Below are 17340 nucleotides of genomic sequence, written 5' to 3' on the forward strand. Positions count from 1 at the left end.
CATGTACCTTGACCCCGCCTGCTGTTGTTGAACTCTGGAGTATTGATGCAAGCGCTTGACCATAATCACTACCTCACTTTGCGCGAAGCAGCTGAAGTCCTCGAAGCCGACGGTTCTGGCGATAAGGTGCTGCGGTTGACGGATGGCTCGATACTCAAACTGTTCCGGCGCAAGCGCCTCCTGACTTCGGCGGCCTGGTATCCCTATGCAAAGCGCTTCGCCGATAACTGCACGCGCTTGAAGCAACGCCAGATACCGTGCCCCAGCATCCGCCAGGTTTACCGGATCTCAAGCATTCAAAGAGATGCCGTGCATTATGATCCACTGCCGGGCCAGACCTTGCGTCAGTTGCTGGATGATGGCCTGCGCGGTGATGCACTGAGGGCGCAACTGGGCACGTTCATCGCGATACTCCACGAGCGCGGCATTTACTTTCGCTCTGCGCACCTGGGCAATATCGTGCTGACACCTGAAGGGCAGTTGGGGCTGATCGACATTGCCGACCTGAAAGTCTTTTCCCGCCCATTGCGCAAGGCCTTGCGCCTGCGCAACTTCAAACACATGTTGCGTTACAAGCAAGATCGGGAGTGGTTGCTGGATAACCACGGCGGGGTGTTTATAGAGCACTACGCCGCGGCGCAAAGCACGTGCTCGATAAACGAATTGAATACCGAACTGCATAAAAACTGAACACCACCCGCCAGCGCCTAAGCGATGGCGGGTTCAAAGCCTTACCCGCGCTGCAACTGCCGCGCTTGCGAGACACGTCCCAGGATCAATGCCGCAGGCATCAGTACCAGCGGCCACAGCTCATCCGGACTGTGGACCAAAATACTGCCATCAAAGTTGAGCATCACCAGCGCACAGGCGAGGAACATGCCCCAGGCATCGCGCAGGCGCCAGGCCGCCAGAAGGCTTGTCAGCATCAACACCACAAACAGCAACAAGGCCGGAGCCCCCGTGTAGACACCCAGGGCCACGAAGATGTTGTGTGGATGCTGGATCGGCATAAACCCGTCCAACAATTGCGCAGTGTGGAATTCGACGCCGCAGCCCAAGGTCCAGCCGCAGTTTCTCCACTCGCCGACCATGACGTTGAAGATCTCGACCCGGTAAGAGTCTCCACGGTTCCACAGCGAGATGTACCAGGCTTCGTTATGCACGCCCCAGACCACCAGGCCCAGGACCAAGGCTCCCACCAGGAGAATGCTACCGACAACCTTCGGCCGCAGATAAAGGCCATACAGCACCCAAAGCCCGAATAGAAATGCAGCCCCCACCAGAGCGGTACGGGTCTGCAGAACAAAGGTCACGGCAATCACCGACAGCAGCACTGCGGCAGCGGCCTCAATCCAACGCTTGGTCTTGACCCAGTATGGCAAGGCCAGGGCCAGGGCACAGAACAACCAGATGCTGGCGTAAATCACGTTTATCAGCCGGGCTGGCAACAGGGCCACTCGACTGCCGAAGGGGAATTGCCCTGTGCTCCAGCTGTATATCGCGCTCAGGTAAATGTAGAGAATCAGAATCCAGAACTGGGCCCGGATAAACTCTTTGCTTCTGAAAAAATCAGGGCTTACCAGGCTGGCGACGATAAAGACAAACGATAAGACGTAGACAATGGGTTTATAGAACTCCATCTCTCCAAATACCGTGGCCGAAACAGCAAACCAGAGCATAAACATCAGCCAAAGCCAGGCCAAAGGCTCTTTGAGTACCTTCAGGCCGTGGCCTTTTAGCAGGAAGAACAACCCTGGCAGGGCAATCAGCCCGTAAAACACGTTATTGGTCGATTTTGACGACCAACCAACGACGAAGCTCAACAGAAACAGACATAACATCGCACTGAAGTAAGTGGTCACTCTGCTTAACTTCACGCCATTAAATTCCATGCAGCAACCATCCTATCGCCATACCTAAAATTAAAGTTGCCATGAGCTTTACGCGGTCTCGACGCTTGCGCCGCAGCTTGTTCGAGCGTTCTTCAGGAACCACCACATGCTCACCAAACCCGGTGTGCAGAACCGCATCATTCTCCAGAATCAACGCATAACGATTTTCCTGGGCGTACAGCCGGGACAAATCCTTCTCCCCGGAAAACGCCGCATACGGAGCATGCAGCAGGTAGTCGGCACGCCGGCGCAACCCTGGGTTGAAGGAGAACCCCTGCCAATCGGCTTTATGCGAGCCCAGCACATAGAACGCAATTCCATGTGCCACCTTGCGCTCATTCAAGAAGACATAGGGGCTGTGCACCGCCAAGTCGTGATGGGCACTGCGCAGCCAGACCTGCAAGGCCTGAGGGTCGTCTTCCAGCAACTGCTGAGACTCTTCGATAAAACCTTCGCGGTAGAAGTCCCAGTCGTCTTCGCAATGGAAAATCCACGGGGTCTCAATCTGCCCATAGGCCAGATCGATCGAGCGCAACTGGCCCAACCGCGGATTGTTGACGAGAAAAACCGTGTGAGGTCTCCAGTGCTCGGGAATGCATTCTTCGACGGCCCGATCACCCGAGTCCTCAGTAATGAACACTTTGCGAATAGGCGCAGTATTGAAGCGATCAAATGTCTCGAGCGTTCGCTTGAGCAAGTCGAAACGCCCGCAACTGGTCACCATCACCGAGATATCGCTACTCTCACTGAACAGCATGTATGTGCACCGCCTTATTAAGGGTGGAGTAGCCGCCGGTTCTTAGAAACCTAACGACAGACGTAGTTTTTCTTTCCAGCTCAATGGTGCGCGCTCACGCAGCGGGGCGCTCATGGCCTCGACTACGGCGTGCCCGAGAGCCCTGAAACTGTAACGTTGTTCGACCAGCGCCTGGCCGGCCTGGGCGATTGCCAGACTCAAGGCGGCAGAGGCGCGCAGCGTTTGCAGCTTGCTCCTGAGCTCTTCCCGAGTGCGGTACAACACGATGTTCTGCATATCGACAAACCCCAGCGCACGGTTTTCTTCTTCGCCCTGGTCATAGGCCAGGAGTACACAACCACAGGCCATCGCCTCGAAGTTCTTGATCATGTACTCGCCCATGTCGACATCGGCACTGACGAAATAGCGGATACGACTCAAGGTCTCGCAGTATTCCTCACCCGACTTGGTCCGGGTGATCAGCAGGTTCTCCACCTCGGCCACCGACTCCAGCATGGCTTTGCGCCCGGCATAGGCCACGCTGTTGAGGCTGCCGACAAACCCGAGTTCGATATCCCGCTCCCGCCCGCGATTCTGCAACAGCGCCTGATCGTAGCCCTTGGGCACGAAGTGCGCGTCGAAGCCCTCCTGGCGCAAGCGTTCGCTGACCATGAACCCGGAACTGATGACCCTGGCCCAAGGCAGCTTGCGGTAATGGGCGCTGAATTTTCCGGTGTACTTGCAGGGGATATAGTTCTGATAGGCGTCATGCTCGAGAATAACCAGGTTGGGCAGGGTCTGTATGAACCTGACCTGTCTGATCTCTTTCTTGAAGCGCAGGAAAAAAACGATGCGGTCGTAACGCGAGACATCCACATGCTCGCGGAAATACTTGCGCAGATTGTCTTGCTCAGCGCTGGTCAGCTCGCGCATATCGCACTCGCAACGCTCAGCGATCCCGTCGTAGAACCGGTCGAGAATGGCACGCTGTTCTTTCTGCACCAGAAACAGGACTTTCAAGGGTTGTCTCTCTTACTGAGGTTCTCGTCGACCCAAAACAATTCGTGCTGCCGAACCGCCTTGCGAAAGAACTCGTTATCACCGAAAGCAGGCCACCGGCGCGCGGCGAGGTAGCGCTGGATAATGCGCCGCAACGTGCGTTTGAAAGGGGGCGCGGGCTGCAAGTCGTGCATCATGCCCAAGGACATAGCCTTGTGCCACTGTTGCTGGTCTGAAACGGGCAGCGCCCAAGGCCGCAACGGCCCCTGGCTGGCGAGTTGTGGCGGCAAGGCGACGCCACTGCCAGCGGCGCCCATGGGCCAGCGGTCGTTATCATGCAGGTGGTTGGCGTAGTGCAACAGTGATTGCGGCTGCCAGGAACTGCGGGTAAGGGCCTGCATCAGCGCCTGTTGGGCACAGATGTGATCGGGATGAGGATCGAAGCGCGGGTGCGGCAAGACGACCACCTGCGGCTCGATGCGCTCGATCAGCTCGACGAGATCAGCCACCAGGTTGTCCCATGACGCAATGCCATCAGCGTCACTGCCCAGGGCCAAGGCATTAAAACGCCGGAAGTACCGGGTATCGCTCAAGTCTGCCTCTCGCGAAGGCACGGCAACGCTCGGCGCTGCCTGCATCTGCGGCAACTGCAGGCAGAAATAGCCCAGTTGCACGCAACGCTCCTGGGGCACGCCCGCCCACAACGGCACGCTGATGCTGTCCCACGCCCGCAATGAGCCTTTCAATCGCGCGGCGGCGACTCGATCCAGGCCCATTGCCTGATAATGCTCAGCCTCAATTTCACCCGCCGTGAGGGTGACCACCCAGCTTTCCTCGGCGCTGCTGTACAGGCCAAAAGCCGCAAGCTCGGCGTCATCGGCATGGGGCGCTATCACCAGTAAGCGCTGCGCTCGGTAATCCGGGTGACGCACAACTGACAGCTCTACTGCCTCGGCGATTTTACAGAAACGCCCCTGGAGCTGGAGCCGACCGCCAAGCAGCGCCTCATGCTGACCTGTCAGATTGAGGTAGCGAATACCGCGGGTGCCACGCTCGAAATCCTGCTGATCGGCCGTTCCGCCCAGAATCTTTACTCCGGGGTCGAGAAACCGCCCGCACCAGGATGCGCGGATGCGCACCTTCAACATCAAGGTATCGCCAGCCCCCAGCGACAAGGTCCCGGGCAGGCTCAAGCGGCCTGCCACCAGCGTCAGCGCCAGTTGCTCATCGGCGGCGAGCTGATAGTCGTAATCATCGCTGGGGGAATAGAACAAGTGATCGGCAAACCACGCCTCATGGGCCACCCAGGCCAGGACAGCCAGCAGCAACGGCAGCCACCAGACCACAAGCACGCCAACAGCCAGCAACACCAACAGGCCGATCATCAGACCGATACGCTTGTTACGCCGATGGCGTTTGAGCAGTTGCTGTTTGCGACTCATGGGTTGGCTCATACCTGGAAGACCGGTACAGGATTGCACCAACGGTCCTTGTATTCACGGTCGGCGCGCCCGAATGAAAAACGCAGCGGCTTGCCGAGCGCACGCGCGTGCTCCCAGGCACTTTGCGTATTGAGAAAACTCAGCACGCTGCCCGGACTGAACTCGCGGGTTTGCGGATCGACGCCACCATTGACGTACTCGACACTGATCCACTCCGGCGCTTCCACCCGATAGACCAGTTGGATGGCAATCGGCGCATCGTTGAGAAAAATCACCGACCCCATCAATAGCTCGCCCAGCAACTCGATGACCTGCGCCATGTGCTCCGCGCCGGTGGCAACAAAGCCCCAGCGCCGCTTGAACAGATCGCAGTAGATGGCGGCCAGTTCGGCACTGGAAAACTCTCCGACCGGGCGCACCACGCCACCCGCCTCTTCCAGCAGCCGCAGCTCACGGCGCTGGTTGTAGCGAAATTTCTTCGACAGTTCTTCCGGCGTGCGCGCCATGGCCAATTGCTCGGCCTGGGGCTTGAGTGCCGTGAATCGGCCTTCGTTGAGTGCCGACAAGTAACGCCCGCGATGACGCAAGACCGCCCCGGCCTCAGGCGCGGCAGGCAGAATCAGTTCGGCATTGCCGAGGTCGAACAAGCCTTTTTTGCCGGCCCGCTTGAGCACATCCTTGGACAGCGCCAAGTCGCGCCCCCAGGTCGGGATAGCGGCTGTCAGCTCGCCGTCCTGCTCCCAGGCCAGGTAGCGCACCGGAATTTTCGCCAGGTCCGCAAGACGCTCAACCACCAGGGGATGGGTCGCGACGCTGCCACCAAAACGCTGCCAGGCCGCAGCATAGGCAGGCGCGTCGATGACTGACCAACCGCGCTCGCGCCAGCCTTGAAATCGGTTAAGCATCAGCCCCTCGCGGTCAGGTCGGTGACGGATGGCAAACGCCAGAATGCATCGCGCACGGCCTGATCCGAAAAACGCTCACGCAAGCGATCAAGCATCAGCTCGGCACATTGCAGGCGCTGCTTGGGCTCCATTGCGGCCAGATGCTTCAGGCCCTGAGCCATGTGCTCGGCATCGCCCAGTGGAAACAGAATACCCACGCCCTCGACTACTTCGCTGGCGCCACCGCAAGCCGTAGCCAACAGCGGCACGCCGGCCGCCATGGCTTCGAGCAGCACCATGCCGAAGGGCTCATGATCGGAACTCAGGGCAAACACATCGAACGCCCGGAAGTAGCGACGGCCTTGCGCCACCTGTCCGAGAAACAGCACCCGCTCGCCAATCCCCAGCTCAAGAGCCAGGGCCTTGAGGTCCGATTCCAGCCGACCGCTGCCCATGATTGCCAGCTGGCTGTTCTCGGGCAGCCCCGGCAAGGCCAGGGCAAAACCACGCAACAACGTCGCCTGGTCTTTATCCGGGTGCAGGCGACCCACGTTGCCGACGATCCAGGCATTGGCGGACAGCCCCAGCTCTTTGCGGGCTTCGACCGCGTCCAACTGAGACGCCTGCAAGGCGTCTATATCAATGCGGTTGTAGAGGGTCTGAATACGTGAGGGCGACCAATTCGGCAAGCAGCGACGAATGTCATCGCGCACGGCATCGGATACACCGAGCAGGCTCAAGCGCTGGCGAAAGATCCGCGCGAACAGCTTGCGGCTGCAGCGCTGATAGTCGCCAAACGCGTGGTGCACGCCAATCACCGGCAAGCGGCTGCCCAGCAGCGCGATGTAGATCGGCTTGAAACGATGGGCGATACAGAAACTGAAATTGCGCGAGGCGACGATTTTGCGCAAATCGGCGATCGCCCCCAGTTTCAGGCCACGGATACTCTTGGAGCTGCGCTCCATGAACAGCACTTCATCGGAAGCACAGCCAGCAGCGACTTCCGCATCCGCGGCACCGGTCAAAAAGACCGTGGTCACCCGATAGCCGCGCCCCACGAACAGACTGGCGTACTGCCGGGCGCAGTCCAGAAAAGGCCCGTCATATCCGTGACAGAACTGCAGCACATGGCGCTCAGCCGAGCGAGTCATAAGCATCCGCGCCGTCTTTGACCACCAAAATATCTTCCATGATCAGGTACTGCAGGTCGGAGCCGAAAAACATGTTCAGCGCGTCGGTCGGCGAGCAGATCATCGGTTCGCCACGACGGTTGAGCGAGGTATTCAGGGAAACGCCGTTGCCGGTCAGGACTTCCAGGGCCTTCATCATGTCGTAGTAGCGCGGGTTGTATTCGCGCTTGAGCACCTGGGCGCGGGAGGTGCCGTCTTCATGGACGACTTCCGGCACGCGGGTTTTCCACTCTTCAGCCACTTCGAAGGTGAAGGTCATGAACGGCGCCGGGTGATCGACCTTGATCATCTGTGGGGCCACGGTGTCGAGCATCGACGGGCAGAAAGGCCTCCAGCGCTCGCGGAACTTGATTTGGTGGTTGATGCGGTCGGCCACGCCGGTGGCGCTTGGGCAACCAATGATCGAGCGACCGCCCAAGGCGCGCGGGCCGAACTCCATGCGGCCCTGGAACCAGGCCACCGGGTTGCCGTCGACCATGATCTTGGCGATTTTTTCCGGCATGTCTTCGAGCTTGCGCCACACCGGCTTGCTCGGATGACGGGCGCAAGCGGCGATCACGTCTTCGTTGCTGTAGGACGGGCCGAGATAGACGTGTTCCATCTTCTCCACCGGTACGCCACGGGCGTGGGAAACGTAGGCCGCCGCGCCAACTGCGGTCCCGGCGTCGCCGGAGGCCGGCTGCACGAACAGTTCCTTGACGTCGTCGCGAGCGATGATTTTCTGGTTCAGCTTGACGTTCAACGCACAGCCGCCAGCGAAGGCCAGCTTGCCGGTTTCCTTGAGCACGTCGCCCAGGTAGTAGTCGATCATCTGCAGCGAGAGTTTCTCGAACAGCGCTTGCATGCTGGCCGCGTAGTGGATGTACGGCTCGTCGGCGATGTCGCCTTCGCGCTTGGGACCCAGCCACTCGATGAGTTTTGGCGAGAAGTAGAAGCCCTTGCCCTTCTCTTTATAGCGACGCAGGCCAATGACGTTGGCGTAGTCGGTGTTGATCACCAACTGGCCGTTTTCAAAGCTGGCCAGACGCGAGAAATCGTACTTGCTGGCATCGCCGTAAGGCGCCATGCCCATGACCTTGAACTCGCCGTCGAGCATCTCGAAACCGAGGAACTCGGTGATCGCGCCGTACAGGCCACCCAGGGAGTCCGGGTCGTAGAATTCCTTGATCTTGTGGATCTTGCCGTTTTCGCCGTAGCCGAAGAAGGTGGTGGCGTACTCACCCTTGCCGTCGATCCCGAGGATCGCGGTTTTCTCCTGGAAGCCCGAGCAGTGGTAGGCGCTGGAGGCATGGGCCAGGTGGTGCTCGACCGGCTCAATCTTGATTTTCTTCGGATCGAAACCCAGTTGCTCGAGGCACCAGACGATCTTGTTGCGATAGCGTTTGTAGCGGCGGTTGCCCATCAGGATCGCGTCGAGGGCGCGGTCCGGGGCGTACCAGTAACGCTTGGCGTAGTGCCAGCGGGCCTCGCCGAACAAGCTGATGGGGGCGAACGGAATCGCCACCACGTCAACGTCGGAAGGCTTGATCCCGGCCTGTTCCAGGCAGAACTTCGCCGATTCGTAGGGCATGCGGTTCTTTGCATGTTTGTCGCGCACGAAGCGCTCTTCTTCAGCGGCCGCAATCAGTTTGCCGTCGATGTACAGGGCTGCTGAAGGATCATGGCTAAGGGCGCCGGACAGGCCAAGAATCGTCAATGCCACAGGGGTCTAGCCTCGTTTAGTCTGCGTGCAGGCGCGATGCGCCTTGAGAAAATGTGTGCTCGCAAAAGGGCGAGAAACAACTAAAGGGCGGGATTATAACGTAAAAGCGGCGGCAAGCCTCTAGCGGCAAACGGCCGGCGATTGAGGCGACTTTTGCCGATATTCAGGCCTTGCGACAGCCTGCGAAGGCCATGACGGCCTTTTTTATGGCGCGAGCCGGACGTCTATCTGAAACAGCGCTACCATCGCCAACCCGGCCCGCCGCTTGCGACTGAATGTCGCAGACGCCTGCCAGGCGCCCCACACTGGGTAAACTCGCGCCCCTTTGCTCGCCCCGACAGGGCGACCCGCTTTCCGGAATTCGACTCACCCCATGAAAAAAGCCGCTCCTGCCCGCCTCGTCCCGCTGTTGCCGGGCCTGCTCCTTGGCCTCAGTGGTGCCAGCCTCGCCGCACCAGCGCCCCTGGAACTCGACCCCAGCGTCGTCACTGGCTCACGCAGCGCCACCCAGAGCTTCGACCTGCCCTACTCGGTGGACAGTGTCAGCCAGCAACAGATCAGTGACGGCCAGCTCGGCATCAACGCCTCCGAAGCCCTGTCACGGGTGCCCGGGCTGGTGGTGCAGAACCGCCAGAACTATGCCCAGGACCTGCAGATTTCCTCCCGCGGCTTCGGTGCGCGCTCGGCCTTCGGCGTGCGCGGCATCAAGCTGCTGGCCGACGGCATTCCGGCCAGCACTCCGGACGGCCAGGGCCAGGCGGCAACCTTCAACCTCGACACCGCCGAGCGCATCGAAGTGCTGCGCGGCCCGGCGGCGACCCTGTATGGCAGCAATGCCGGCGGGGTGATCCAGATGTTCTCCCGTGATGGCGAAGGTCCACCACGGATCGGCGCCGAAACCCTGATCGGCAGCGACGGCCTGAGCAAGAATCACCTGAGCGCCGAAGGTGCGGTCGACGGCGCAGGCTTTGTGCTGGACGCCTCGCGCATGGACACCGATGGTTACCGTGACCACAGCGCCGCGCGGCGCGACCAGACCTTCGCCAAGGTCAACTTCAAGCCCGACGACGACAGCAAGATGGCGCTGATTTTCAGCAGCCTGGAGCAGAATGGCACCCAGGACCCGTTGGGGCAGACCTGGGCGGCCTATAAGGCCGATCCACGTTCGGTGACTGCCAACGCCTTGAGCTACAACACGCGTAAAAGCATCGATCATCAGCAATTGGGGATGAATTACGAGCGCTATTTCGGCGATGCGACCTTGCAGGTCAATGCTTATACGGGACGGCGGAGTGTGATTCAGTACTTGTCGATTCCAGACAAGCTCGGTAATGGAAACCCCAATCCTGCAAACGCTCGCGGCGGCGTAGTTGCCTTTGACCGCAAATTCTACGGCGGCTCGGTTCACTGGTTGCAACCTATCACTAGCGCCCCCGGCGATCTGACTCTGATCACCGGGCTGGATTACGACCGCAGTCAGGATGATCGCCAAGGTTATTCCAATACCCTCAACGGCGAGCACGGAGTGAAAGGTGCTCTGGGTCGCGATGAAATCGACACCGCTACCAGCCTCGATCCGTTTGCCCAAGCCAACTGGCTTATAGGCGACTGGACCCTGCAAGCAGGTCTGCGCCACAGCACCATGAAAATGGAGGTCGACGATCACTTCCTGAGTGACGGAAACGACAGTGGCAGCAAGACCTATCAGAAGAACACACCATCGGCGAGCGTCATGTACGCCTTCACTCCCAACCTGCATGGCTACGTAAGCGCGGGTAAGGGCTTTGAAACACCGACACAGGCAGAGTCTGCCTACTCCAGCACCACAAGCGGCTTCAACTTTGCGCTCAAGCCGTCGATCAGCAAGCAGTATGAAGTCGGCTTGAAGGCGCGGATCGGTCAAGACACCCGTATCAATGCTGCGTTGTTTCAGATCACTACGGACGACGAGTTGGTGGTGCAGCAATCCAGTGGCGGCCGCACGACTTACCAAAACGCCGGCCGCACCCTGCGCCGCGGATTCGAGCTGGGTATCGAGAGCCAGCTCAGCGAACAATGGAGCACCAACCTCGCCTACACCCGCCTGCAAGCCACCTACGACAGCGACTTCACCAGCGGCAGCGGCGCCACGCAAAAACACATCGACAAGGGCAACTACCTGCCCGGCGTACCGCAGACCACGCTGTTCGCCGAGCTGAACTGGAAGCCGCGGGACTGGGTCAGCACCGCCCTTGAAGGCCTGTACCGCAGCAAGGTCTACGTCGAAGACAGCAACCAGGACAAGGCCGCGCCGGGCTACAGCGTGTTCAATTGGCGCACGCGCTTCGAGCAGAAGGTCGAGCACTGGACCTTCCACCAGACCCTGCGCCTGGACAACCTGCTGGATCGGCAGTACGTCGGTTCGGTGATCGTTGGCGACGGCAACGGACGCTATTACGAAGCCGCACCGGGGCGCTCGTGGTATGCCGGCGCAGGCGCCGAGTATCGGTTTTGATCTGATGGGTTCGCAGGCTGGCCGTGATGGGTCAGATACGACGCCGGCGCCCGCGAGGGACAGCGCAGCCTCGTACCTCGGCAGCGGCTACAGGGCGGTTTTGGGTAGGCGTTGATCGATGAGTTGGTACAGGGCGCTGGTTTCCGGCCAGTTGCGCATGAAGCGCGCCCGGTCGCGGGCGTAGGCCGGGGCGAAGCTGCTCAGGCTTGAGTGCTGGCACATGGAATCGAGGTCGATCAGGGCCCAGCGATCCTCCTGCCAGAACAGGTTGTGCCCCTTGAAGTCGCCATGGCTGATGCGCTCCTTGAGCAACTCGGCGAACAACGCCTCCAGCGCCACCAGCTCGGATTCCGGCGCCGCGCCGCTTTCGACGAAAGGCGCAAAACGCTCGATGATGTCCGGCCCCGGCAAATACTCGGTGATCAGGTAGGCGCGGCTGCGCAACCACAGGAAGCGTTTCTCCAACACCGCCAGCGGCTTGGGTGTGGCAATCCCCAGGAACGCCAGGCGATTGCCCTCGCGCCAGGAATGCCAGGCCCGGCTCGGGCGCCAGAAGCGCTTGAACCAGTGGGCCAGCCCTTTGATGTTGTAGCGCTTGACCACCAGGCTGCGGCCCGCAACGTCGACCCGACCGACACTGGCGGCGCCTCCGGTCTTGTACAGGTGCCCCTGGTCGAGCAGTTGATCGGCCTGCTCCAGCACCGGCAGCATCGCGACCTCCTCTTCGCGGCGGATCGCGCGCAAGGCAAAGGGCCCGCGCTGCACGCTGAACAGGCTGCACTCGCGCCCGACCTTGTTCAGGAAGTCCTTCAGGCGCCAGCTGCGCACCTTGCTCACCTGCTTCTGCAACATTTCCAGGGGCAAGGCGTGCTCGGGATTGGCCAGCAAGTAATGCACCAGCAACTCTTCGGTGAAGGGCTCCAGGCTCTTGGGCAACTGGGCGAAGAACACCCCAAGGTTTTCCAGGACCTTTTGCCGAGACAACGGCTGCCCGGCGTGCTCCACGCAGATACCCGCGCCGTCGATCAAATACAGCTTGTCGTCATGGCGCAGCAGGTTGTCCAAGTGCAGGTCTTCCTGCCACAGGCCCTTGGCATGCAGTTCGGCAATCGCAGCCAACGCCTGCCCCAGCACATCCAGCTGCGGATCCGCCAGCACCGGCAACGCCGCGACCTGCTCCCAGGCATCGCCCAGGCTGTGGGCGCCTTCGAGAAACTCGAACAACAACCAGCCGCCCTCGCCCTCTTGCAAGCCATCGGCGAGCAACAGCGGCGTGGTCAGGCCCTGCTCGGCAAGCAGGCGCACCCCTTGCAGCTCGCGCTGAAAGTGCCGGGCCGCCTTATTGCCCACCAGCAGCTTGGCCAGCACCGTGCGCCCGCGCCAGACGCCGGCGCCGACATAACGCTGCCCGGGCAGCACCCGCAGCAGGCTGAGCAATTGCAACTGGGCCGGGCCGGCGGCGTCCGCCAGTTCCAGGCTCAGGGGCAAGCGCGGGGTGCGCCCGGCGTTTTTCAATTCAGACAACCGCATCAGCGCGCCCTCTTGTGACTGCTGCGCGCGGTCAGGCGCTGAACCCAGGTTTGCACCAGCGAACTGTCCACCGGCTGGTCCAGGTACGCTGCGAGCAAGCTACGCACCTCATCCACGCTCCAGACAGAAGCCCGGCGCAACAGGGGTTCAAGGTCCTTGACCCGATCGCGCTGCCCAAACAGCAACGGCCGGGTCTTTTCCAGGTCGATCAATTGCGCCTGGTAACCGTCGCCGGTGGCGTGCAGGAAAATATGCTTGGGGTAGAAACAGCCATGCACCTGGCGCAGGCCGTGCAGTTGCCGCGCCAGCAGGCCGCACGCCCGCAGGATCGCCTGATGCTGCGCGACGCTGAGCTGCTCCCACTGCTGCAACAGCGAGTCTAGGTCATTCCAGCCGTCCAGCGCCCGGGTCAGCAGGATGGCCCGGGTCTCGCCGGCCACCTTGCGCTCACCGAAGAACGTCGCCTGCAGGGCCGGGATACCCAGTTGCCGGTAGCGGCTGATATTGCGGAACTCGCGGGCAAAGCTCGGCTCGCCAAAAGGGCGATGCAGGGTCCGGGTCAGGTAATTGCTCTGGCGCTTGAGGTAAAAACCCCGACCTTCCAGATCCAGCCGATAGACGCTGCTCCAGCCACCTCGATTGGTGTTGGGCTCATCCACCGCCTCCAGCTGCTTGGCCCACAGCGCATCAAAATCGCTCAAGCCGTGGCGCTCCAGCAGGGCACGGTCTTCAGCCGCCAGGAAGTCAGTCATTCGCGTCCCTCGAAGAATCTCACCACGTGGCGAATCCGTTGCTTGTCCGCCTCACTCAGTCGACTGCGTTCGCGGTACTGCAAGTAGAAGCGCAGGCGCTGGGTGGCCGACAGGTGATACTTGGCCACCTTATCCAGACACGCCAGGTCCTTGGTAATTCGATATTTGAGCCAGAAACCGCGCCAGAAGTCGCCGTTCGGGCAGTCGATCAGGTATAGCGTGGCCTGATCATCCACCAGCAGGTTGCGCCACTTCAGGTCGTTATGGGTGAAGCGCTGATCGTGCATGGTCCGGGTGTAGCCCGCCAACTGCCGGCTGATGCCATCGACCCAGGCCCGATCCGCCAGGCGCGGGTCCTTGCGCTCGGCCAGGGCCGACAGGTCTTCGGTTTGCGGCAACTCGCGGGTGATCATCGCCCCGCGGTCGTAGGCCAGGCCACGACGCTCCAGGCCCCAGGCCACGACTTCGGCAGTAGGGATGCCCCACTTGGCGAAGCGCTTGAGGTTCTGCCATTCGGACTTGACCCGTGGCTTGCCCAGGTAGCGCCGCAGGTTCTTGCCGGCGCCGCTGTAGCGTTTGACGTAATAGTTGACGCCCTTGAGCTCGACACGGATGACCTCGGACAGCGGGTCCCGGGTCAGGCGCTCGCCCTGCAGGGCGAACACCGCCTCAAGACTGCCAAAACTCTGCGCCAGATCCTCGTAGCCAGGTTCCAGATTCCAACCCGCCATCAGAGCGCATCTCCGTACCGCTGCTTACGTGCGTAGAGCTTGTTGGCCTTGCCTTCGAGCCAGGCCAGCAGCGCCGCTTCTTCGGCCAGGATCTGGCGCAGCGGCTGCTGGAAATAGCCCTTGAGAAAACGCAGCTTGTCGCGCCGGGTCAGGCCGATGTCCAACGCCGAAAAGTACAGCGCGGCCAGGTCCTTGTCGCGCCAGCGCCGGGTAATGGCGTCGCGGGTCTGGGCCCGGTGCAGGTCGATCACCGAGAGCTTGAAGTCATCGGCGGTCACCGGTTTGTCGGTGTGCAGCAGGAAGTGGCAGATGTAGCAGTCGCGGTGGTTGACCCCGGCGCGGTGCATCATCCCGGTCATGCGCGCCACTTCGGCGATCAGCGCGCGCTTGAGCCGGGGCTCGGGCGGCTGCTTGACCCAGTCGAGGCTGAAGTCTTCGAGGCTGACGGTGGGCGCCAGCTCCTCGGTGACGATGAACGAATGCTGATCCGCCGGGTTGCTGCCGCGCTCGCCATAGGCGACGGCGGTCATGGTCGGCACGCCGGCCTGCTGCAGACGCTGGATGGCCTGCCATTCCTGGCCGGCGCCGAGCACCGGCAGCTTGGCGGTGAGCAGGTTCTTGAAGATCTCGCCCCAACCGATACCGCGATGGATTTTTACAAAGAAACCGTGACCGGCGACTTCCGTGCGCAAGGTGCGCCGGGCTTCCAGTTCACGATAAACCTGGCCGTCCAGACGCTCGACTTCGGCGAACGCATCGCGCCCGGCCCAAAGGCTCTTGAACGGTTCGGCAAGAATCAACTTCATCAGTGTTGCTCCGCCAGAATCACATCCGCAGCGTGCTGCGGCATGCTATAGAGGTCGGCCGTCTCGGCGAACGCCAGGCCGTTACGGCTCCAGGTCGCGCGTGCAGCGTCGTCGGTCAACATGGTGTTCAGGTATTGATTGAGTTGCGCCTGCTCCAGCGGCTCATCCAGCACCAGGCCGCTGTCGGCCTCGGCGATGTAATGGGCATAACCGCAGACGGCGCTGACCAGCACCGGCAGCCCGGCCACCAGGGCCTCGAGCAATACAGTGCCGGTGTTTTCGTTGTACGCCGGGTGGATCAACAGGTCGGCGCCCAACAGGAAGCGCGGAATATCGCTGCGCCCCTTGAGGAACTGCACATGCTCGCCCAAGCCCAATGCAGCACTCTGCAATTGGAATACCTTGGGGTCGTCCTGGCCAATTACAAACAGCCGGGTGCGTTTCTTCAGGGCCGGGGGCAGCGCGGCCAGGGCCTTGAGGCTGCGGTCGACGCCCTTGGTCTTGAACCCGGAGCCGATCTGTACCAGCAGCAAGTCATCGTCGGCCAGGCCGAACTCGCGGCGGAACTCGGCACGGATTTCAGGCGCATTGGGCGGCGCCCGGCGGTCCTGGGCGATGCCCGGCGGAAGCAAGTGGAAACGCGCCAGCGGGGTGTCGTAATGCTTGATGAACAGCGGCTGCTGGACTTCGGAAATCATCAGGATTTCAGTCTTGGCATCCTTGGCGAAGACCGCGCGCTCGTACTCGGCGAAATGCCGGTAGCGGCCCCAGCGACGATAGAACGAGTTGCGCAGGTTCTGCGCCTTGTCTTCAAAACAGCCATCGGCGGCGTAGTACACGTCCAGCCCCGGCATTTTGTTGAAACCGATCAGGCGGTCCACCGGGCGCTGGGCCAGGTCGGCTTCCATCCAGGCGCTGAGCTTCTCGTTGCGCCGATGGTTGAAGAAGGCCTTGACCGGCGCTACCAGCACTTCGAAACCCGGTGGAATATCGCCTTCCCAGATCAGCGTGTAGACGCGGACCTGATGCCCACGGCTCTGGCACTCAAGGGCAATGCGCATGAAGTCGCGTTGCAGACCGCCAAAGGGGAAGTATTTGTAAAGGACAAAAGCCAGTTGCATCAGCGCAGCTCCTCAGCCAGTAACAACCTGCTCAGCCGGCTGGCGACACGCTCAGGATTCAGGCGAGTGAAGCACAGCGGCCACTCGCGTTTCAGGTCAAACCGGCGCTGGTCTTGTGGCGTCGGCTGGTAGGTGCATTTTTTCTGCAGGCAGGGTGCGCAAGGAAAGTCGCTGCCCATGTGGACCTGCACCTTGCCATAGGCCCCGGTCAGGCCAGGATTGGTCGGGCCGAACAGGGAGATGGTCGGCACATCCAGCGCCGCGGCCAGGTGGCCAAGACCGGTATCCACCGCCACGCAGGCCTGGGCCTGGACCAGCACCTTGGCCACTCCGGCCAGGTTCAGCTTCGGCAGCACCGTGACATTTTTCAGGCCGCTGGCAATGCGCTCCGCACGCTCCTTCTCGGCCACATTGCCCCACGGCAGGCGGACCTCGACCCCAAGGTTGCCCATGCGCTCGCACAGCTCGCGCCAGTAGGCTTCGGGCCAGTGCTTGGTGTCCCAGGTGGTGCCGTGCAGAAACAGCACAAACGGATTCTTGCGCGGCAGCTCCACCAGTTTTTCCTGGTTCAGGCCGTAGTCACCCAGGCCCTGGGGCAGGTCGTAGCCCAGGGCCACGGCAAACAGCTGGCGCACCCGCTCCACCGCGTGCTGCCCACGGGCCACCGCCAGGCGCCGCGAATAAAAGCGCGCCGCCAGCGGCTCACGCGCCGACTCTTTATCCAGGCCGGCGACCGGGGCGCGCACGTAACGGGTCAACCAGGCGCTTTTGAGCAGGCCCTGGGCGTCGATCACTAGGTCGTATTTGGTCGAACGCACGCTTTGCTTGAAGCGTTTCCACTCGCCGCTCTTGATGGTTTGCCAGATGTTCTTGCGCCAGCGGCGGATCGCCACCGGAATCACCTTGCCCACCGCCGGGTGCCAGGTGGGAATCTCGGCAAAACCTTCTTCCACCACCCAATCGAACGTGATCCCGGGAATCGCCCGCGCGGCATCGGTCAGCGCCGGCAACGCGTGGATCACATCACCCAGGGAGGAAGTCTTGATCAACAGTACCCGCAA

15 protein-coding genes are annotated in these 17340 nt (G+C 61.3%); 2 read left to right on the top strand and 13 right to left on the bottom strand.

The window, feature by feature from the left end; translation table 11 throughout:
• The first annotated feature begins 45 nt into the window (after nucleotides 1–45).
• Complete coding sequence (locus ACOZJV_RS26770; protein ID WP_421548882.1) at nucleotides 46–690, top strand: toluene tolerance protein; 645 nt, start codon at nucleotides 46–48, stop codon at nucleotides 688–690.
• Between the two features lie 41 nt (nucleotides 691–731).
• On the opposite strand, the gene ACOZJV_RS26775 is transcribed toward ACOZJV_RS26770, so the two are convergent.
• The 7 genes from ACOZJV_RS26775 to ACOZJV_RS26805 are packed head-to-tail and all read right to left on the bottom strand — an operon-like array spanning nucleotide 732 to nucleotide 8845.
• Entirely contained in the window at nucleotides 732–1892 is a 1161-nt protein-coding gene (locus ACOZJV_RS26775) for an O-antigen ligase domain-containing protein (protein ID WP_421548883.1), read from the bottom strand.
• Nucleotides 1882–2649: a hypothetical protein gene (locus tag ACOZJV_RS26780; RefSeq protein WP_020298923.1), complete on the bottom strand. Its 768-nt coding sequence runs from the start codon at nucleotides 2647–2649 to the stop codon at nucleotides 1882–1884. The genes ACOZJV_RS26775 and ACOZJV_RS26780 overlap by 11 nt, the downstream gene beginning before the upstream one ends.
• Before the next feature lie 42 nt (nucleotides 2650–2691).
• Nucleotides 2692–3648 (bottom strand): glycosyltransferase family protein, encoded by a 957-nt coding sequence (locus ACOZJV_RS26785; protein WP_078469520.1) that lies wholly within the window; start codon nucleotides 3646–3648, stop codon nucleotides 2692–2694.
• The gene (locus ACOZJV_RS26790; protein WP_421548884.1) at nucleotides 3645–5069 is read right to left on the bottom strand and encodes a PIG-L deacetylase family protein; all 1425 of its coding nucleotides are present in this window, start codon (nucleotides 5067–5069) and stop codon (nucleotides 3645–3647) included. Before ACOZJV_RS26790 ends, ACOZJV_RS26785 begins: the two co-directional genes overlap by 4 nt.
• A gap of 8 nt (nucleotides 5070–5077) precedes the next feature.
• Nucleotides 5078–5974, bottom strand: coding sequence for an antimicrobial resistance protein Mig-14 (locus tag ACOZJV_RS26795; RefSeq protein WP_201129172.1), 897 nt, complete (start codon nucleotides 5972–5974; stop codon nucleotides 5078–5080).
• The gene (locus ACOZJV_RS26800; protein WP_421548885.1) at nucleotides 5974–7104 is read right to left on the bottom strand and encodes a glycosyltransferase; all 1131 of its coding nucleotides are present in this window, start codon (nucleotides 7102–7104) and stop codon (nucleotides 5974–5976) included. The genes ACOZJV_RS26795 and ACOZJV_RS26800 overlap by 1 nt, the downstream gene beginning before the upstream one ends.
• Nucleotides 7088–8845, bottom strand: a complete 1758-nt coding sequence (locus tag ACOZJV_RS26805; protein ID WP_020298928.1) for a carbamoyltransferase — start codon at nucleotides 8843–8845, stop codon at nucleotides 7088–7090. The genes ACOZJV_RS26800 and ACOZJV_RS26805 overlap by 17 nt, the downstream gene beginning before the upstream one ends.
• A gap of 373 nt (nucleotides 8846–9218) precedes the next feature.
• Between ACOZJV_RS26805 and ACOZJV_RS26810 the strand changes: the two genes are divergently transcribed.
• Entirely contained in the window at nucleotides 9219–11339 is a 2121-nt protein-coding gene (locus ACOZJV_RS26810) for a TonB-dependent receptor family protein (protein ID WP_078469516.1), read from the top strand.
• An 87-nt stretch (nucleotides 11340–11426) separates the two neighbouring features.
• Here ACOZJV_RS26810 and ACOZJV_RS26815 read toward each other — a convergent pair whose 3' ends face one another.
• Genes ACOZJV_RS26815 through waaC form a run of 6 tightly spaced genes read right to left on the bottom strand, consistent with a single transcriptional unit; the run spans nucleotide 11427 to nucleotide 17340 of the window.
• Nucleotides 11427–12869, bottom strand: a complete 1443-nt coding sequence (locus ACOZJV_RS26815; protein WP_421548886.1) for a lipopolysaccharide kinase InaA family protein — start codon at nucleotides 12867–12869, stop codon at nucleotides 11427–11429.
• Nucleotides 12869–13621 carry a lipopolysaccharide kinase InaA family protein gene (locus tag ACOZJV_RS26820; RefSeq protein ID WP_421548887.1) on the bottom strand — a complete coding sequence of 251 codons (753 nt, stop codon included), beginning with the start codon at nucleotides 13619–13621 and terminating at the stop codon, nucleotides 12869–12871. The genes ACOZJV_RS26815 and ACOZJV_RS26820 overlap by 1 nt, the downstream gene beginning before the upstream one ends.
• Nucleotides 13618–14352: a lipopolysaccharide kinase InaA family protein gene (locus tag ACOZJV_RS26825; protein ID WP_078469513.1), complete on the bottom strand. Its 735-nt coding sequence runs from the start codon at nucleotides 14350–14352 to the stop codon at nucleotides 13618–13620. Before ACOZJV_RS26825 ends, ACOZJV_RS26820 begins: the two co-directional genes overlap by 4 nt.
• Entirely contained in the window at nucleotides 14352–15158 is an 807-nt protein-coding gene (gene rfaP, locus ACOZJV_RS26830; RefSeq protein ID WP_078469512.1) for a lipopolysaccharide core heptose(I) kinase RfaP, read from the bottom strand. The genes ACOZJV_RS26825 and rfaP overlap by 1 nt, the downstream gene beginning before the upstream one ends.
• Nucleotides 15158–16279, bottom strand: a complete 1122-nt coding sequence (locus ACOZJV_RS26835; RefSeq protein ID WP_421548888.1) for a glycosyltransferase family 4 protein — start codon at nucleotides 16277–16279, stop codon at nucleotides 15158–15160. The genes rfaP and ACOZJV_RS26835 overlap by 1 nt, the downstream gene beginning before the upstream one ends.
• Complete coding sequence (gene waaC / locus ACOZJV_RS26840) at nucleotides 16279–17340, bottom strand: lipopolysaccharide heptosyltransferase I (RefSeq protein ID WP_078469510.1); 1062 nt, start codon at nucleotides 17338–17340, stop codon at nucleotides 16279–16281. Before waaC ends, ACOZJV_RS26835 begins: the two co-directional genes overlap by 1 nt.

Source organism: Pseudomonas sp. QD4 (genome assembly GCF_049199125.1).
GTDB lineage: Bacteria > Pseudomonadota > Gammaproteobacteria > Pseudomonadales > Pseudomonadaceae > Aquipseudomonas.